This is a genomic window from Streptomyces sp. NPDC004031 (assembly GCF_053604375.1).
In genome coordinates this window covers 16676-33984 of the sequence record NZ_JBSGHL010000043.1, presented here as the reverse complement: position 1 = coordinate 33984, position 17309 = coordinate 16676, and the positions used below count along the sequence as shown (strand labels likewise).

Sequence of the window (17309 nt, the reverse complement as noted above, 5' to 3'; positions counted from 1 at the left end):
GCAGCCATGCACGAGACGACTTCCCCGGCCTCGCCGGGAAAGGCCCCGTCCGGGGCCGAGGACACGGTGGTGCACCGGTGGGCGCAGACGCCCGCCTGCGTCGGGCAGGCGCGGCGGACGCTGCGGGAGACGTTGGGGCTCTGGGAGCTGGGGGACCTCGCGGACGACTCCGCGCTCGTGCTCTCGGAGCTGCTGACGAACGCGATCGTGCACTCGGACAACCCGGACAGTACGGTCGGCACCTGCTTCCGGCGGCTGCCCGGCAAGGGCGGCGTGCGGATCGAGGTGCTGGACGCGGACAGCGGGCGGCTCCCCCGGATCCCGGACCCGGCCGGCGGGGAGGACGTACGGGGGCGCGGGCTGCGGCTCGTGGCGTCGTACACCGCCCAGCGGTGGGGGATCGTGCTCGGGGCCACGGGGAAGTCCGTGTGGGGCGAGGTGGCACGGTGAGCGGCACGGACGCGGCGGCGCTGTGCGAGGCCGCCACCCTTCTGCCGCCGGGTCTGCGCAGTGCGCTGATGGAGGCGTATCCGGACGTCGACCGGCAGCGCGTCTGCGACGAACTGGTGTGCGCGCTCGAGGCGCACCCGCGCGGTGAGCACTTCGCCGTCGTCTACGACGACTTCGCCGCCCCGGCGCCCGGCGCCCTGTGGACGCGCTGGGCCGACGGCGAGCCGCCCGCCACCTACTGGCTGCGCCCCGACTGCACGTTCCGCTCAGCCGGGGGCGACGCGTGCACGTACTTCGCCGCTCACCCCGGGCCCCACACGTGGGAGGCGGCTACGGGGCCCCGACTCCCGTAGGGGCCAGGGACGCCGGGGCGCCCGGCGGTGGGGGTGGGGAGCTGCGGCGTCGGCGCAGGTGGCGGCGGGCCGCGGGGACGACGAGGAGATGGGCCAGGGCCACGCCCGTCGTGTTGAGGATCAGCGCGTCTATGTCGAAGAGCTGGCCCGGGACCATGGTCTGGGTGAACTCGACCGACAGGGAGACCATCAGGCCCGCGAAGACCGTGCGGACGAAGGACGCGACGGCCGAGCTCTCCAGGCGGCCGCCGGCCATCGGGAGCAGGAAGCCGAGCGGGGCGAGCAGGCCGAGTCCGGCCAGCAGGTGGCGGGCGGCGTCGAGGGGCGGGAGCCGCAGGTCGTCGCGGATGGTGCCGAACGGGCGCAGGTTCGGCGACGGCACCCACGTCACATAGTGCGGGCGCAGCAGCAGCCACCCGGTGAACGAGAGGTACGCCGCTGTCAGCAGGAGGCCGGCGGCGCGCACCCGGTACATGGAGCCTTCGTGCTGCACACCGCCCAAGACGCGGGCCGTAGGCGGACGGTTCCCGTCCGGTGGGTGTGACGGCCCGCACGTCGCCCGGCCACCGTCCCCGCGTCCCTGGTCACACGCCGAACGGCGAGCCCGGCGGCCACGGGCGCGGACCGGCGTCAGCCGATCTCCGCGCCCGCGTTGTCCGCGGCCTCCGGGCGGGTCTTGAGCTCGTCGGTGCAGGCGTAGCGGCGGACGGGCTTGGCGATGTCCGGGCCGCCGAGGAGGACCGCGTGGGAGGGGGAGGCCAGGGCGCTGTCGGCCACCGTGCAGACGATCTGCGCCAGCGCGAAGGAGGGGAGGTCCTCGATGGGCTGGCTGAGCCGCAGTGCGTCGGCGGGGTCGCCCGGGGCGGCGCCGAGGATCTGGAGGGAGCCGGGGACGGCGCTGGAGAAGCCCTCCTTCGCCTCCTCGCCGAGCACGCTGCGCTGGAGCTGCCGGACGAGTTCGTTGACCTGCTCGACCCGGCTGGCGGCCTGCGGGCGGACGACGACGGTGCGCCGTACGACGGTGGTCTGGCCTCCGCACACCAGGTAGATCTGCACTATCTGCGCGTCCACGACGCCCGGCGAGTTGTCGGGCGCCGGTACCTGGCAGGACACCCGGGAGGGCGCGGGTCCGGCGTCGACCGGGACGGTGGTGGAGCGGATGCCGCACGCGCCGAGCAGCGGCAGCAGGGCGGCGGCGAGCAGCACGCCGACGACCGGGTGCCGGGGGGAGGTGGGTCTCACTGCCGCGCACCCCCCGCCGTGCCGTCGCCGGTCGGGCCGTTCTCGCCGTTGACCGCGTCGTTCGTGCCGTTGGCGCGGGGGCGGCGGGGCAGCCGCAGGGTGAAGACGGCGCCGCCCTCGGAGCGGTTGGCGGCGGTGATGTCGCCGCCGTGGATGTGGGCGTTCTCCATGGCGATGGACAGGCCCAGGCCGCTGCCCTCGGAGCGGCGGCGGGAGGCGTCGGCCTTGTAGAAGCGGTCGAAGACGTGCGGCAGGACGTCATCGGGGATGCCGGGCCCGTTGTCGGAGACGGCCACCACGATGTCGCCGCCCGCTTCGTCGGCCGCGTCCGCGTCCTCGCGGATCGTGACCCGTACCGGCGAGCCGCCGTGCTTGAGCGCGTTGCCGATCAGGTTCGCCATGATCACGTCCAGCCGCCGGGGGTCGAGCGTCGCGAGGACGCCGCGCGGCGCGTCCAGCTCGACGGAGTCCAGCCACGCGCGGGCGTCCATGCAGGCCATGACCTGCTCGCCGACGTCCACCTCGTCGACCCGCAGCTTCGCCGTTCCGGCGTCGAACCGGGTGACCTCCATCAGCGTCTCCACCAGTTCGTTCAGCCGCCGGGTCTCGCTGACGACCAGCCGGACGGCCGGTGCGATCATCGGGTCCAGCGCGTCCGCCTCGTCCTCCAGCACATCGCTGACGGCCGTGATCGCGGTCAGCGGGGTGCGCAGCTCGTGCGACATGTCCGCGACGAAGCGGCGGCTCGCCGCCTCCCGCGCGCTCAGCTCCTCGACGCGCTTCTCCAGCGCCTCGGCCGCGTTGTTGAAGGTCTGCGACATCTCCGCCAGCTCGTCGGTCCCGGTGACCTTCAGCCGGGTGTCGAGCTTGCCCTCGCCGAGCGCCCGCGCCGCCTCGCCGAGCCGCCGCACCGGCCGCAGCACGGCCGCGCCCGCGGCCTGCGCGAGCAGCGCGGAACCGATGAGGGCGAGCAGCGTGGCGATGCCGAGGGACCAGGCCAGCGAGTTGAGGTCCTTGCGCTCGGCGTCGAGCGACTTGAGCATGTAGCCGGTCGGGCCGCCGCCGTTGATCTGCGCGCCCGCGACGAGGTAGGGGCGGCTCTGCAGCGAGATGCGCTCCCAGTGCAGGTGGTACTTGCCGTCGTCCTTCAGGTGCCGGGTGTTCACGGCGGTGCGCAGCGTCTGCGGCACGTCGTCGAGCGTGAAGACGTCCCGGTTGGACGGCGCCGCGCAGTCCTGACCGTCCTGGTCCTTGCCGAGCAGCACGACCTCGTAGGTGTCCGCGTCGCCTATCCGCCCGGCCGCCTCCTTGAGCGACTCGCACGTGGGGGCGACGGGCAGCGAGGCGGCGTTGCGCTGGAGCGAGTCGCGGAAGTCGTTGAGCGCGCTGTTCTGCGCGCGGGTGAGGACGGCGTCGCGGTTGAGCCAGTACGCGATGCCGGACACCGACACCGCCGCGGTCAGCGCGACCGCCGCGAAGACGGCGACCAGCCGCAGCCGCAGACTCGTCCAACGCACTATGCCGCTCCCCCAGCGTGCGGCACGTGAGGTCACTGCGGCGTGTCCAGGCGGTAGCCGACACCGCGGACGGTACGGATCAGGACCGGCGACGAGGGCACGTCCTCGATCTTGGCCCGCAGCCGCTGCACGCACGCGTCCACCAGGCGCGAGTCGCCCAGGTAGTCGTGCTCCCACACCAGCCGCAGCAGCTGCTGGCGCGACAGCGCCTGACCCGGCCGGCGGCTCAGCTCCAGCAGCAGCCGCAGCTCGGTCGGGGTGAGCTGGAGATCGCGGCCGTCCTTGGTGACGGTCATGGCACTGCGGTCGATCACGATCGAGCCGAAAGCGGCCGAGTCGGTGCTGTCGCGCTCGCCGCGGCGCAGCACCGCGCGGATCCGGGCGTCCAGGACGCGCGGCTGCACGGGCTTGATGACGTAGTCGTCGGCACCCGACTCCAGGCCCACCACGACGTCGATGTCGTCACTGCGCGCGGTCAGCAGGATGATCGGCAGCTGGTCGGTGCGGCGGATGCGGCGGCACACCTCGAAGCCGTCGATGCCGGGCAGCATGACGTCGAGCACGATCAGGTCGGGACGCTGCTCCTTGAGGAGCTTCAGGCCGTCCTCGCCCGTCGCCGCGGCCACCACGCGGTGACCCTGCCGGGACAGGCCGAGTTCGAGACCGGTGCGGATGGCGTCGTCATCCTCGATCAGCAACAGGAAAGGCACCGTGACATTGTTGCCTACCGCGGGCGGCGGCATGAAGTGCGGGGACAACTCGTCCCCAGCACCTTCACCGCCGGTCGCGGCGGGCGCGGCCCGGACGTCACGGGGCAGCGGACCTCTGTGACGGGCCTGTGACACTCGACGGACGTCCCCATGAAACTGGCCCGGCAGGCTTTAGCCACATCGGGAGAGCGCAGGACGCACAGACTGCGACGCCGAAAGCAAGGCCGAAGGTTCCACTGAGGGGGGCGCGACATGAACGCACTGCTGGGTACCGCGACCGCCGCGGTCCACTCGCCGCGAGCGACGACGCACCGCGCTGCCAGGTCCACCGAACTGTCCGGCGCCGCGAACGGACGGGGGTACGCCCGCGGCGCCGGACGCGTCCCCGCCACCACGGCGACGACGGTGGTCCGGCAGCGTCCCGCCTACATCACACCGCTGGAGCCCGCCGGGACGGCCCCCGAGCCGTCCAAGGACTCGGCCGCGGAGTTCACCGCGTACGTCCAGGAACGGCGCGCGTCGCTCTACGCGACGGCCTACCACCTCACCGGCGACCGCTACGCGGCGGAGGACCTGCTCCAGAGCGCCCTCTTCTCCACCTACCGGGCGTGGGACCGGATCAGCGACAAGGCCGCGGTCGGCGGCTACCTGCGCCGCACCATGACCAACCTGCACATCAGCGCCTGGCGGCGGCGCAAGCTCAACGAGTACCCGACCGAGGAGCTGCCGGAGACGGTCGGCGACACGGACGAGATGGGCGGCACCGAGCTGCGCGCCGTCCTGTGGCAGGCCCTCGCCCGGCTGCCCGAGCAGCAGCGCACGATGCTGGTGCTCCGCTACTACGAGGGCCGCACCGACCCGGAGATCGCCGACATCCTCGGCATCAGCGTCGGCACGGTCAAGAGCAGCATCTGGCGGTCGCTGCGGCGGCTGCGGGACGACGAGGCGCTGGCCTTCGGCCGGAACGAGGCGGACGCGTTCGGCGAGCTCGTCGCGTAGGTCTTCCAGACGGGGGGGTAACGGGGGAACGGGCCCCCCGGGCGGCAAGGGGGATGCCGCTCGGGGGGCCCGTTTGTGCTGCGGCGGGGCCGCGCCCCTGAACAACGGGAGCCGCCCTACGCGGTAGTCAGCCGCCGAGGGGGAGGCCGCCGAGGAGGCCGCCGACCGGGGCGATCTGGTTGCCGTCGAGGTGGTTGCCGGACGGCAGAAGGCTCTGCGGGTCGGCGGGAAGCGCGGACGTCCCATTGGCGAGCGCGTTCTGCGCACCCGCGGCCGTGTTGCCGGCGCCGGGGACGAGGTTGGCGGCGGAGCCGACCGGCAGGCCGCCGAGGACATCGGTGGGGAGGGCGGCGGCGCTCGCCGTGCCGGCCGCGGCGGCGGCGAAGGCGAGTCCGAGCGCACCGGCCGCGAGGGTCTTCTTGGTTCGAGTCTGCATGACGTCGGAACGTATCGACGTGGTCACACCGCGTGCAAACGGCGTGGCGCGCGCCGCCCGCGCGCAGAAAAGCGCGGGCGGCGCCCGCACCTCACCCCTCGCCGGACGCGGAACCGCTGGCCAGCGGCCTGTCGAGGCCGCCGGGCTCGAAGAGCCACTCCGCCTTCAGCTCGGCGTAACCGGGCTTGATGACCTCATTGATCATGGCGAGACGTTCATCGAAAGGGATGAACGCTGATTTCATCGCATTGACCGTGAACCACTGCATGTCGTCGAGCGTGTAACCGAACGCCTCGACCAGGTGCTCGAACTCGCGGCTCAAGCTCGTCCCGGACATCAGCCGGTTGTCGGTGTTGACGGTGACGCGGAAGTACAGCCGCCGCAGCAGCCCGATGGGGTGCTCGGCGTACGAGGTGGCGGCGCCCGTCTGGAGGTTGGACGTCGGGCACATCTCCAGCGGCACGCGCTTGTCGCGCACGTACGCGGCCAGGCGGCCCAGCGAGACCTGGCCGTCGGGTCCGGCCTCGATGTCGTCGATGATGCGCACGCCGTGGCCGAGCCGGTCGGCGCCGCACCACTGGAGGGCCTGCCAGATCGACGGGAGACCGAAGGCCTCTCCGGCGTGGATGGTGAAGTGGTTGTTCTCGCGCTTGAGGTAGTCGAAGGCGTCCAGATGCCGGGTGGGCGGGTAACCGGCCTCCGCGCCCGCGATGTCGAAGCCCGCGACGCCCGAGTCGCGGTGGCGGTTGGCGAGTTCGGCGATCTCCTGGGAACGGGCGGCGTGCCGCATCGCGGTCAGCAGGGCGCCGACGCGGATCCGGTTGCCCGCCGCACGGGCCCGCTTCTCGCCCTGCCGGAAGCCGGTGTTGACCGCCTCGACGACCTCGTCGAGCGTCAGACCGCCCTCCAGGTGCTGCTCGGGGGCGTAGCGCACCTCGGCGTAGACGACACCGTCGGCGGCGAGGTCCTCGGCGCATTCGGCGGCGACGCGGACCAGCGCGTCACGTGTCTGCATCACCGCGCACGTGTGGGTGAAGGTTTCCAGGTACCGTTCGAGGGAGCCGGAGTCGGCGGCCTGCCGGAACCACGTCCCGAGCTTGTCGGGATCGGTCTCGGGAAGGCCGTCGTAGCCGGTCGCACGGGCGATGTCGACGATGGTGCCGGGCCGCAGACCGCCGTCCAGGTGGTCGTGGAGCAGCACCTTCGGGGCGCGGCGGATCTGGTCCCGGGACGGAACGCCGGGTTTCGGCTTCTGCATGGGCGAAACGATAGTCCCTACGCGCGTAGATATGGCGGGCGGGGCAAATATTTTCCGCCCGGCCATACTGTGCACACCCCTGTGTCTGCCATCGTTGCGCCATGGCTTCACAAGCATTACCGGCGCGCGGCGCACGCCTCGGGCACCCCGTCGCACCCGGTCTCGTACCGGCGCCCCGCTGGGGGCATCGCGCGGGCCGCGGGCCCCGGGGCGGCGAGGGGACGGACGGCGGCGCGACCGGCGCCACCGTGCGCGCCGTCGTGCTCGCACTGCCCGGCGGTGACGCGCTGAGCACCCGGCGCCGCTCCCCGCTGGCCGCCGCGGTGATCCGGCCGCTGGCCCGGCACCTGGTGCGCGAGGGGGCCGCCGAGGGCGTCGCCGCCCATGTCGTCCACTACCGTTTCCGCGGCTGGAACGGCGGCCACGCGCACCCCGCGGAGGACGCCGAATGGGCCGTGAGCGAGGCGGTACGGCGCTACGGCGACGTGCCCGTGTGCCTGGTCGGCATGGGCATGGGCGCCCGCGCCGCGCTGCACGCCGCCGCGCACCCGGCGGTGGGCTCGGTCGTCGCGCTGTCCCCGTGGCTGCCGGACGACCCGGAGCCGGAGCCGGTCAAGCAGCTCGCCGGGCGCCGGGTGCTGCTCGTGCACGGCACGCAGGACGAGTCCACGGATCCCGACCTGTCGCTGCGCTTCGCCGAGCGCGCCAAGAAGATCAACCGCGAGGTGTGCCGCTTCGAGGTGCACTCCGACGGGCACAGCCTGCACCAGCACCGCTCCGAAGTCTTCGCGCTGGCCACGGACTTCGTCCTGGGCTCGCTCCTCGACCGGCCCTACGCCCGCCCGGTGGCCGACGCGCTGGCCGCTCCCCCGCCGCTGGGCCTGCGGATGCCGCTGGCGTCGGGCTTCGGCCGCGCTCTCCGCGCGTAGCGCGGCCGTGCGGGGCCGGGGCGGACAACTGTGGCGCCCGGACGGTCAGTAGCGGTAGCGGTCCATGTTGTAGAGCTTCGCCTCGTTCGGAGTGACCTTCTCCGGGAGGCTGTTGATCTCGGCGTCGATGATCGGCACGAGTTTGCCCAGCAGCGTCTGGATCCGGCTGCGGCGCCCGGAGATGTCGGAGGCCCAGGTGTCGGCGGTCTTACCGACCCACACCTTCTTGCCGCCCATGTCGGAATTCGTCTGCTTCAAGGTGTCGGTGAGTGTGCCCATTTCACCCATGAGCCGGGATTTGAGGCTCTTGAGATCGGTGATCGCAGGATTGGGTACCGTCGCCTCTTGCTGACCCGGTCCGCCCATGTCACTACCCCCGTAGTGGCGTTGTCCGCCAGTTGTCCGCCAGCTGTCCGGCGTTTGCCGAAGCTGCTCTGTACAGGCGCTATTGCGCCACGCATATCATAGCGCCAGCCGTTTCCCAGGAGGATGCCGTGACCGACAACGCCACAGGGGACAGGGCGGGCACCGGGGGCGCGGGCACGCAGCGCGATTCCGACGACGCCATCGCCTTCTCCCCCATCACCGTCCCCGACCGCGAACGCGCCCGGCGCCGCAACCGGATCATCGGTATCGCCGCGGCCGTCGTCGTCATCGCGGGCGGCATCACCACCTGGGTGGTGGTCGCGGGCGGCGGGGACGACAAGCCGGTCGCGCACACGGCGGTGCTCCCGCAGGCGTTCGGTCCGTACACCCGGGCGACCGAGCCCGAGGACTCGCACTGGAAGACCATCGGCGGCGAGCAGCCGGACCCGTCGAAGGGGGAGGTACGGGTGACCTACCTCGGCCCGGACGGCAAGGACGTCGGCGTCGCGCTCGACCTCGACCCGGCGGACTTCGTCTCCCACGACGGCATCCACCACGGCCCGGGTTCGGACAGCTCCGTCGAATCGTCGCTCGGCCTGGAGGACATGACGGGTGTGCGCGACTACCCGGCGGGCAAGGCCGGCGGCACGATCCAGTGCGCCGAACCGACCACACGCGGCCTGAAGTGGACGATCTGCACCTGGCAGACCAAGGAGGCCGTCGTCACCTTCCACCCGGCCGTGGGCGGCCACACCGTCGTCGATCCCGGCGCCGCCGCGGACCTCAGGACCTTCCTCGCCGCCCTGAAGATCGAGCCGAAGAAGTCCTGAGCCGAACAGCCCCCCGAGCGCCGCCCGTTCACCTTGCGGGCGGCGCTCCGCGCCGTACGGGACGGGTCAGTTGTCGTCCTGGAGGTGCTGGAACTGCTCCTGCTGCGTGAAGCCGCGCGAGTCCACGTGGTTGACGGTCGCCGGGTCCATGAGCCAGTTGTTGTAGGCGGTCCGCTGCTGGGGCGTCATGTCGTCGATGTTCTTGACCTCGCCCTTGTCGTCGAGGAAGTTGTCGGCGGGCGCCTTGATGTAGGTCTTCGGATCGCCGGTGTACGTGACCGCCTTGCCGCCGCGGGGGTGGATGGTGACCGGGGCGGTGACCTTGGAGCTGAAACCGCCGTTGTGCAGCGACGCGTTGGCCAGGGACTGGTAGTTGTTCTGCCAACTGACGTCCAGCTCGGCGTCGTTGATCTTCTTGTACTTGTCGGCGAGACCGCCGGGGGCGTCCTCGGGCTTGACGGAGATGCCGCTGGCGATGAAGTTCACCAGCAGGTCCTTCGCGGTGCCGCCCAGCTCCCCGGCCTTGGACGTACCGAGTTCGGTGATGGCCGTGGTGCCGCCGGTCGCGCCCGCCTCCACCAGGTCGGCAGCGCCCGAGATGAGCGCCGTACGCGCGCTGTTGACGCCGTCCGCCCACTGGGTGGCGTCACCCTCGATGGAGCCCTTGGCGTACTCGAAGGCCTGGCTGTAGGCCTTCATCATCATGCCGCTCTCCATCATGCGGTAGTCCTGCGCGTGGTCGTCGGTGTCCCGTTCCGCGCTGCCCACCTCGTTGGTGATCTGCGTCCGGAAGGAGTCGAAGAGCGCGCTCTCCTGGCCCGCGACGGTGGGGTTGCGGGCCGACTCGTTGAGCAGCGCCTGCCACAGCGGCGCGCCGACCTCCAGGCCGGGCCGGTTGGGGTCCTGTCCGGCGAGGAAGGCCTTCTGGTCCCACTGCGACATCTTCTCGGTGAAGCCGCCCGCGGTGGCGTCGGAGCCCCACAGCTTGTTGCCGGTCGGCGACGTGATCCCGTAGACCATGTCGCTCCAGTTCGCGGTGACGAGCTGGCCGTAGTAGACGTCGATCGGGTCGTAGGTGTGGACGTCCTTCATGTCGCCGTTCTGATGGCGGTAGTTGTCCATCAGGATGCGGCCGGTGAGCTTCTCGGCGAGCGGACGGTTGGTGGACTTCAGGTCGATCGTGCCGGACTTGAGCATGTCCGCGAACGCCTGGGCGCGGGACGGCGGCTGACCCAGGTCCCACGGCCCGTGCGGGTACATCACCGTCTGGAGGCTGTCGTAGTTGTGGTCCATGAACTCGCCGGACGCCTCGGGGTTGCCCGCGATGGCGTTGAACAGCTGCGTGTAGTGGTCGCCGTCGAAGACGCCCTTGCCGCTGCCGTTCATCCACTGGGAGCCGCTGCGCGTGGAGTTCTTGTCGTCCCACACGCGGTCGCCGAGGGCGACGAGGAAGTCCTTGTCCTGCGAGCCGCCGGGCAGCAGCGCGGTCATGTAGTCCGCGCGGAAAGCCTGGTTGGGGAACATGGACTTGTCGAACCACTTGTTCCAGCTGGCCTGCTTCTGCTCCGAGGTCTGCCCCTCGAAGGCCACCTTGGTGTAGGTGCCGAAGGTCTTGGCGATGATGTCGCGGTCGGCCGCGGCCTGGTCCTTGTGGTCGCCGTAGCGGCCGTACGGGGTGCCCGCCTGGTCGTTGGTGAGCTGCATCAGCCGCTGCGGGCCGAGCTGGTCGTAGAACGCCTTGAGGAAGTCCGGGTCGTCGGAATGCGCCTTCAGCGCGGCGAACAGATCCTCGCCCGGGTCGTCGCCGTCGTCGAGGGACTTGTCGAACTGGTCGGCGAGCGCCTTGCCGTCCTTCTGCGACTGGGCGGTGGTACCGACCATGCTCTCGTCGATCTCGACCATGCCCTTCTGGCCCGGATACGGCTTGTCGGCCGCGATCGCCAGATGGTAGCGCCGGGTCAGCATCGGCATCTGGTCGTCCAGCCAGCCGCAGATCCCGACCAGTTCGCTCAGCGACGAGGTGTCCAGCCCGTGGTTGGCGAAATCGGACTTGTAGGCGGAGGCCCGGTCCCGCAGATGGTCCTTGTCCTTCTTGAAGGAGTCGGTCATCTTCTGCAGGGCCGTTGCGTCTATGCCCGAGAACTCACCCACGTCTTCGTTCCTCCCCGTTGTACATGCGGTGCGTGTGCCGTCGACGGCGCCGTACTGGCAGAGAGGATGTCACACGGCGGCGGTCCGGTTCCGTTTCGCAGCCGAACCGCCCCTCCGTTTACGGGTATTCAGGCGATACGGTCCAGAACGATCGGCCGCGGCGTGAATTCCGTGCCCTCCGCCGCGACCGTCACCGCGCCCTCCAGCGCCTCCAGGGCGTATCCGAAGCGCTCGGGGGTGTCGGTGTGCAGGGTCAGCAGCGGCTCGCCCGCGCGGACCGCGGCGCCCGGCTTGGCGTGGATCTCGACACCCGCGCCCGCCTGCACGGCGTCCTCCTTGCGGGCGCGGCCCGCGCCGAGGCGCCAGGCGGCGACGCCGACCGCGTAGGCGTCCAGCGCGGTCAGGACGCCCGTGGCGGGGGCGGGGACGACATGCCGCTCGGCGGCGGTGGGCAGCGGGGCGTCGGGGTCGCCGCCCTGGGCGCGGATCATGCGGCGCCACACGTCCATCGCGGAGCCGTCGGCGAGGGCCTTCTCCGGGTCGGCGTCGGGCAGCCCGGCGGCGTCCAGCATGTCGCGGGCCAGCGCGAGGGTGAGCTCGACGACGTCGGCGGGGCCGCCGCCCGCCAGGACCTCCACCGACTCGCGCACTTCGAGGGCGTTGCCCGCGGTCAGGCCGAGGGGCACGGACATGTCGGTGAGCAGCGCGACCGTGCGCACCCCGTGGTCGGTGCCCAGGCCCACCATGGTGGCGGCCAGTTCGCGGGCGTCCTCCAGGGTCTTCATGAAGGCGCCGGAGCCGACCTTGACGTCCAGCACGAGAGAGCCGGTGCCCTCGGCGATCTTCTTGGACATGATCGAGGAGGCGATGAGCGGGATCGACTCGACCGTGCCCGTCACGTCCCGCAGCGCGTAGAGCTTGCGGTCGGCGGGCGCGAGGCCGTCGCCCGCGGCGCAGATGACCGCGCCCGTGCCGCGCAGCACGTCCAGCATCTCGGTGTTGCTGAGGGCCGCGCGCCAGCCGGGGATCGACTCCAGCTTGTCGAGCGTGCCGCCGGTGTGGCCGAGGCCGCGGCCCGACAGCTGCGGCACGGCGGCGCCGCACGCGGCGACCAGCGGGGCGAGCGGCAGGGTGATCTTGTCGCCGACGCCGCCGGTGGAGTGCTTGTCGGCGGTCGGGCGGTCGAGCGAGGAGAAGTCCATACGCTCGCCGGAGGCGATCATCGCGGCGGTCCAGCGGGCGATCTCGGCGCGGTCCATGCCGTTGAGCAGGATCGCCATGGCGAGCGCGGACATCTGCTCGTCGGCGACCGCCCCGCGGGTGTACGCGTCCACGACCCAGTCGATCTGCTCGTCGGTGAGCCGGGCGCGGTCACGCTTGGCGCGGATGACGGAAATGACGTCCATGGGGCTGCTCCTCGCCGCGGGCGGCGGCTGGTGGTGGGTGGTACGTGTCGGGTGGACATGGCCGGCCCCGGCTGCGGGCTGCCGGGCCACCGGGCGCTGCGCGGGGCTCGCGGCACGTCGGGGCGGCCCGGGGCGCGGGCCGCCCCACGCGGCGGGCCGCCCCGACATGCCGCGGCGCGCGGTCCGGGCGGGGCCGCACCCGCACCGACCCGCGGACGGGCCTTACCGGCCGAGGTCGTCGGCGCCGAAGGCGTCGGGGAGGATCTCGCTCATCGGGCGCACCCCGGCCGCGGTGTCGACGAGCAGCGCGGGGCCGCCGTTCTCCCACAGCAGCTGGCGGCAGCGCCCGCACGGCATGAGGGGCTCGCCGCGGCGGTCGACGCACGCGAAGGCGGTGAGCCGGCCGCCGCCGCTGGCGTGCAGCGCGGAGACCAGGCCGCACTCGGCGCACAGCGCGACCCCGTAGGCGGCGTTCTCGACGTTGCAGCCGACGACGGTGCGCCCGTCGTCGACGAGCGCCGCGGCGCCGACCGGGTAGCCGGAGTAGGGCGCGTAGGCCTTCTCCATGACCTCCCGGGCGGCGGCGCGCAGCGCCTTCCAGTCGACGTCGGAAACGCCGGAGTCACTGCACGCGCTGCTGTCCGGGCTCATCCGCCCTGCCCCTTCCGGTACGGCTGCCCGTCCGCCTTCGGCATGCGCAGCCGCTGCGCGAACAGGCCCATCACCAGCAGCGTGGCGACGTACGGCGAGGCCTGCACGACCTCGGAGGGGACGGAGTCGGTGGTCATGTACCACACTGCCAGCAGCACGGCGAAGCCGAGCGCGAAGCCCGCCGACACGTACGCCTTGCGGAGGTACTTCCACACCGCCATGGCCAGCAGCAGCACCGCGAGCAGCAGGAGCAGCGCGTGCACGGAGTCCGTGCCGCTGCGCAGCTGGAGGCTGTCGGTGTAGCCGAACAGGCCCGCGCCCATGGCGAGCCCGCCGGGCCGCCAGTTGCCGAAGATCATCGCGGCGAGGCCGATGTAGCCGCGGCCGCTGGTCTGGCCTTCGAGGTAGAAGTGCGTGCCGACCGACAGGAAGAAGCCGCCGAGCCCGGCGAGGCCGCCGGAGACGATGACGGCGACGTACTTGTAGAAGTAGACGTTGACGCCCAGCGACTCCGCGGCCACCGGGTTCTCGCCGCACGAGCGCAGCCGCAGGCCGAAGGACGTGCGCCACAGCACGAAGAAGGTCGCGACGAAGAGCACCACGGTCAGCAGCGTCAGCGAGGAGATCCGGGTGACGAGGCCGCCGAGGACGCCCGCGAGGTCGGACACCACGAACCAGTGGTGCTTCTCCAGGGTGGAGAGCCAGTGCGACAGGCCCGGCACGGTGAAGGACTTCATGTCCTCCATCGGCGGCGACTGCTTGGGCGTGCCGCCCTCGGTCGCGGCCTTGCCGACGTTGAAGATCCGCTTGGCCATGTACGCCGTGACGCCCGCGGCCAGGATGTTCATCGCGACACCGGCGATGATGTGGTCGACGCCGAAGGTGACGGTGACGATCGCGTGCACCAGTCCGCCCGCCATGCCGCCGAGCACACCGGCGACCACGCCCATCCACGGGTTCATCGCCCAGCCGGCCCAGGCACCGAAGAAGGTGCCGAGGATCATCATGCCTTCGAGGCCGATGTTGACGACCCCGGCCCGCTCCGCCCACAGGCCGCCGAGCCCGGCGAGGGCGATCGGTACGGCACCGGTGAGCGTTCCGGCGATCTGGCCGGAGGACGTGACGTCGTCCGCGCCGGCGATGGCGCGCACCGCGGACACCACGACGATCGCCGCGGCGATGACGAGCAGCAGCACGGGCGCGGACAGCCGGCGGCGGCCGGGCTTGGCACCGGGCGCGCGCGGCGCCGCGGGCGGCGGGGTCTCAACGGCGGTGGCGCTCATGCCGTCACCTCCTGCTGCTTGGTCGGGGTGCCTGCGGCGGCGAGTTCCGCGCCGACTTGGCGTTGCTGCCGGGTCAGGCCGTAGCGGCGGACCAGCTCGTAGGCGATGACGACGGCGAGCACGATCGCGCCCTGGATGACGCCGACGATCTCCTTGTCGTAGCCCTCGAACTCCAGGCCGTTGGAGGCGCGCTCCAGGAAGGCCCACAGCAGGGCGCCGATGGCGATGCCGATCGGGTTGTTGCGGCCGAGCAGGGCGACCGCGATACCGGTGAAGCCGATGCCGGTCGGGAATTCGGTGCTGTACTGGTGGGCGTCGTTGAGCAGCGTCGCCATGCCGACGAGGCCGGCCATCGCGCCGGACAGCACCATGCTGATGACGACCATCTTCTTGACGTTGACGCCGCCGGCCTGCGCGGCGGACTCCGAGCGGCCGACGGCGCGCAGGTCGAAGCCGAAGCGGGTGCGCGACAGCACGAACCAGTACACGACGCCCGCGAGCCCGGCGAAGACGATGAAGCCGTAGACCGGGTCGGTCTGGGTGGTGAAGTTGAACAGGTGGCTGCCCGACGGCAGCGGCTTGGTGCTGGTGCTCAGCGACTGCTTGTTGGTCACGCCCAGCCGGCCGTCTTGCAGGAAGTAGCCGATGACGATGCCCGCGATCGAGTTGAGCATGATCGTCGAGATGACCTCGCTGACCCCGCGGGTCACCTTCAGCACACCGGCGATGGCGGCCCACGCGGCGCCGACGGCCATGGCGGTCAGCACGATGACCGGGATCTGGATGACACCGGGGATCGACATCGCCCCGCCGACGGCGGCGGCGAAGAAGGCCGCCAGGCGGTACTGCCCGTCGACGCCGATGTTGAACAGGTTCATCCGGAAGCCGATGGCCACCGCGAGACCCGACAGGTAGTACGGGGTCGCCTTGTTGAGGATGTAGACCTGACTGTCGGACTTGCCGCCGTAGGTCATCATCAGATGGAAGGCGTGGAACGGCTCCTTGCCGCTGGCCAGCAGCACCAGTGCGGTGACGACCAGGCCGCCGAGCACGGCGAGCACGGGGGCGGCCAGGCCCAGCAGCACCCGGTCCTTGTCGAACTTCTTCATCGGTCCTCTCCCCCGGCCTGCTTCGGTACGTCCGGATCCCCCGCGGGTTCGTGTTCCAGATGGCCCGCGGCGGCGCCGGTCATGGCCGAGCCGAGCTCCTCCGGGGTGATCGTGGCCGGGTCGGCGTCCGCGACGAGGCGGCCGCGGTAGATGACCCGCAGCGTGTCGGACAGGCCGATCAGCTCGTCCAGGTCCGCGGAGATCAGCAGCACCGCGAGGCCCTCGCGGCGGGCGGCCCGGATCTGGTCCCAGATCTGCGCCTGCGCGCCGACGTCCACGCCCCGGGTCGGGTGCGCGGCGATCAGCAGCTTGGGCAGGTGGCTCATCTCGCGGCCGACGATCAGCTTCTGCTGGTTGCCGCCGGACAGCGACGCGGCCGTGACCTCGATACCGGGGGTGCGCACGTCGAACTCGCGCACGATCCGCTCGGTGTCGCGGCGCGCGGCGCCCGGGTCGATGAGCAGACCGCGGGAGTTGGGGCGCTCGGTGACATGACCGAGGATGCGGTTCTCCCACAGCGGGGCTTCCAGCAGCAGGCCGTGCCGGTGCCGGTCCTCGGGGATGTAGCCGATGCCGTCCTCGCGGCGGGCCCGGGTGGGCACGCGGGTGATGTCGCGGCCGTCCAGGGTGAGCGTGCCGGCGTCCGCCGGCCGCATGCCCATGACGGCCTCGACGAGTTCGGCCTGCCCGTTGCCCTCGACACCGGCGATGCCGAGGACCTCGCCCTTGTGGATGGTGAAGCCGATGCCGTCCAGGACGATGCGCTCGACACCGTCGGAGTCGGTCTCGGCGAGCCGCAGGCCCTCCACCGTGAGCATCGGCTCGTCGGTGACGGTCGACTCGCGGGTCTCCGGCGACGGCAGCTCGCTGCCGACCATCAGCTCGGCGAGCTGCCGGGCGGTGGTGGCCTTCGGGTCGGCGTCGCCGACCGTGGTGCCGCGGCGGATGACGGTGATCGCGTCCGCGACCGACAGCACCTCGCCGAGCTTGTGCGAGATGAAGATGACCGTCAGGCCCTCGGACTTCAGCTCCCGCAGGTTCTCGAAGAGCGCCTCGACCTCCTGCGGGACGAGCACCGCGGTGGGCTCGTCGAGGATGAGGATGCGGGCACCGCGGTAGAGGACCTTGAGGATCTCCACACGCTGCCGGTCGGCCACGCCCAGGTCCTCCACGAGGGCGTCCGGCCGCACGCCGAGCCCGTACGCGTCGGATATCTCCCTGATGCGCGCGCGGGCGCGCCCGCCGATGCCGTACGCCTTCTCGCTGCCGAGGACGACGTTCTCCAGCACCGTGAGGTTGTCGGCGAGCATGAAGTGCTGGTGGACCATGCCGATGCCGCGGGCGATGGCGTCGCCCGGGTCGCGGAAGTCCGCGGCCTCGCCGTTGATCGCGATGGTGCCCTCGTCCGGCTTCTGCATGCCGTAGAGGATCTTCATCAGGGTGGACTTGCCGGCGCCGTTCTCGCCCACGAGGGCGTGCACGGTGCCGCTGCGGACGGTGATGTCGATGTCGTGGTTGGCGACGACACCGGGGAACCGCTTGGTGATGCCGCGCAGTTCGACGGCGGGGGGTGCGGGGGGACTCGTGGACGCGTTGATGGCGCACTCTCCTCGGGGGAA

At 71.7% G+C, this 17309-nt stretch carries 18 protein-coding genes; 5 read left to right on the top strand and 13 right to left on the bottom strand.

Going from position 1 to position 17309, the window contains the following annotated elements; all coding sequences use genetic code 11:
- The first annotated feature begins 6 nt into the window (after positions 1-6).
- The gene (locus ACWERV_RS25140; RefSeq protein WP_452936908.1) at positions 7-450 is read left to right on the top strand and encodes an ATP-binding protein; all 444 of its coding nucleotides are present in this window, start codon (positions 7-9) and stop codon (positions 448-450) included.
- Positions 447-803, top strand: a complete 357-nt coding sequence (locus ACWERV_RS25135; RefSeq protein ID WP_452936906.1) for a hypothetical protein — start codon at positions 447-449, stop codon at positions 801-803. The genes ACWERV_RS25140 and ACWERV_RS25135 overlap by 4 nt, the downstream gene beginning before the upstream one ends.
- Here ACWERV_RS25135 and ACWERV_RS25130 read toward each other — a convergent pair.
- The 4 genes from ACWERV_RS25130 to ACWERV_RS25115 all read right to left on the bottom strand — a co-directional run bounded on the left by ACWERV_RS25130 (position 781) and on the right by ACWERV_RS25115 (position 4272).
- Complete coding sequence (locus ACWERV_RS25130; RefSeq protein ID WP_398185829.1) at positions 781-1296, bottom strand: VanZ family protein; 516 nt, start codon at positions 1294-1296, stop codon at positions 781-783. The genes ACWERV_RS25135 and ACWERV_RS25130 overlap by 23 nt on opposite strands.
- 137 nt (positions 1297-1433) lie before the next feature.
- Complete coding sequence (locus ACWERV_RS25125) at positions 1434-2045, bottom strand: hypothetical protein (protein WP_452936903.1); 612 nt, start codon at positions 2043-2045, stop codon at positions 1434-1436.
- The gene (locus ACWERV_RS25120) at positions 2042-3562 is read right to left on the bottom strand and encodes an ATP-binding protein (RefSeq protein WP_452936900.1); all 1521 of its coding nucleotides are present in this window, start codon (positions 3560-3562) and stop codon (positions 2042-2044) included. Before ACWERV_RS25120 ends, ACWERV_RS25125 begins: the two co-directional genes overlap by 4 nt.
- A 32-nt stretch (positions 3563-3594) precedes the next feature.
- On the bottom strand, positions 3595-4272 hold the full coding sequence (locus tag ACWERV_RS25115) for a response regulator transcription factor (RefSeq protein ID WP_199923381.1): 678 nt from the start codon (positions 4270-4272) through the stop codon (positions 3595-3597).
- A gap of 252 nt (positions 4273-4524) precedes the next feature.
- On the opposite strand from ACWERV_RS25115, the gene ACWERV_RS25110 reads away from it, so the two are divergent.
- Positions 4525-5271, top strand: a complete 747-nt coding sequence (locus tag ACWERV_RS25110; RefSeq protein ID WP_398184876.1) for a SigE family RNA polymerase sigma factor — start codon at positions 4525-4527, stop codon at positions 5269-5271.
- A 127-nt stretch (positions 5272-5398) separates the two neighbouring features.
- Here ACWERV_RS25110 and ACWERV_RS25105 read toward each other — a convergent pair whose 3' ends face one another.
- Positions 5399-5707 (bottom strand): hypothetical protein, encoded by a 309-nt coding sequence (locus ACWERV_RS25105; protein WP_398184879.1) that lies wholly within the window; start codon positions 5705-5707, stop codon positions 5399-5401.
- A 91-nt stretch (positions 5708-5798) separates the two neighbouring features.
- Positions 5799-6965: an adenosine deaminase gene (locus ACWERV_RS25100; RefSeq protein ID WP_452936895.1), complete on the bottom strand. Its 1167-nt coding sequence runs from the start codon at positions 6963-6965 to the stop codon at positions 5799-5801.
- 101 nt (positions 6966-7066) lie between these two features.
- Between ACWERV_RS25100 and ACWERV_RS25095 the strand changes: the two genes are divergently transcribed.
- The gene (locus ACWERV_RS25095) at positions 7067-7894 is read left to right on the top strand and encodes an alpha/beta hydrolase (protein ID WP_398184885.1); all 828 of its coding nucleotides are present in this window, start codon (positions 7067-7069) and stop codon (positions 7892-7894) included.
- 45 nt (positions 7895-7939) lie between these two features.
- On the opposite strand, the gene ACWERV_RS25090 is transcribed toward ACWERV_RS25095, so the two are convergent.
- The gene (locus ACWERV_RS25090; protein WP_398184888.1) at positions 7940-8152 is read right to left on the bottom strand and encodes a hypothetical protein; all 213 of its coding nucleotides are present in this window, start codon (positions 8150-8152) and stop codon (positions 7940-7942) included.
- 236 nt (positions 8153-8388) lie between these two features.
- On the opposite strand from ACWERV_RS25090, the gene ACWERV_RS25085 reads away from it, so the two are divergent.
- Complete coding sequence (locus tag ACWERV_RS25085; protein ID WP_452936891.1) at positions 8389-9090, top strand: hypothetical protein; 702 nt, start codon at positions 8389-8391, stop codon at positions 9088-9090.
- 66 nt (positions 9091-9156) lie between these two features.
- Here the strand turns inward: ACWERV_RS25085 and ACWERV_RS25080 are convergent, their stop codons facing one another.
- From ACWERV_RS25080 to ACWERV_RS25055, 6 genes are all read right to left on the bottom strand, one after another.
- Positions 9157-11241, bottom strand: coding sequence for a hypothetical protein (locus ACWERV_RS25080; RefSeq protein WP_452936888.1), 2085 nt, complete (start codon positions 11239-11241; stop codon positions 9157-9159).
- 128 nt (positions 11242-11369) lie between these two features.
- Entirely contained in the window at positions 11370-12647 is a 1278-nt protein-coding gene (locus tag ACWERV_RS25075) for a thymidine phosphorylase (protein WP_452936885.1), read from the bottom strand.
- A 222-nt stretch (positions 12648-12869) separates the two neighbouring features.
- Entirely contained in the window at positions 12870-13298 is a 429-nt protein-coding gene (locus ACWERV_RS25070) for a cytidine deaminase (protein WP_452936883.1), read from the bottom strand.
- Positions 13295-14581 (bottom strand): ABC transporter permease, encoded by a 1287-nt coding sequence (locus ACWERV_RS25065; RefSeq protein WP_452936881.1) that lies wholly within the window; start codon positions 14579-14581, stop codon positions 13295-13297. Before ACWERV_RS25065 ends, ACWERV_RS25070 begins: the two co-directional genes overlap by 4 nt.
- Positions 14578-15690: an ABC transporter permease gene (locus ACWERV_RS25060; protein ID WP_398184906.1), complete on the bottom strand. Its 1113-nt coding sequence runs from the start codon at positions 15688-15690 to the stop codon at positions 14578-14580. The genes ACWERV_RS25065 and ACWERV_RS25060 overlap by 4 nt, the downstream gene beginning before the upstream one ends.
- Positions 15687-17288, bottom strand: coding sequence for an ABC transporter ATP-binding protein (locus ACWERV_RS25055; RefSeq protein WP_398185832.1), 1602 nt, complete (start codon positions 17286-17288; stop codon positions 15687-15689). The genes ACWERV_RS25060 and ACWERV_RS25055 overlap by 4 nt, the downstream gene beginning before the upstream one ends.
- Positions 17289-17309 lie beyond the last annotated feature (21 nt).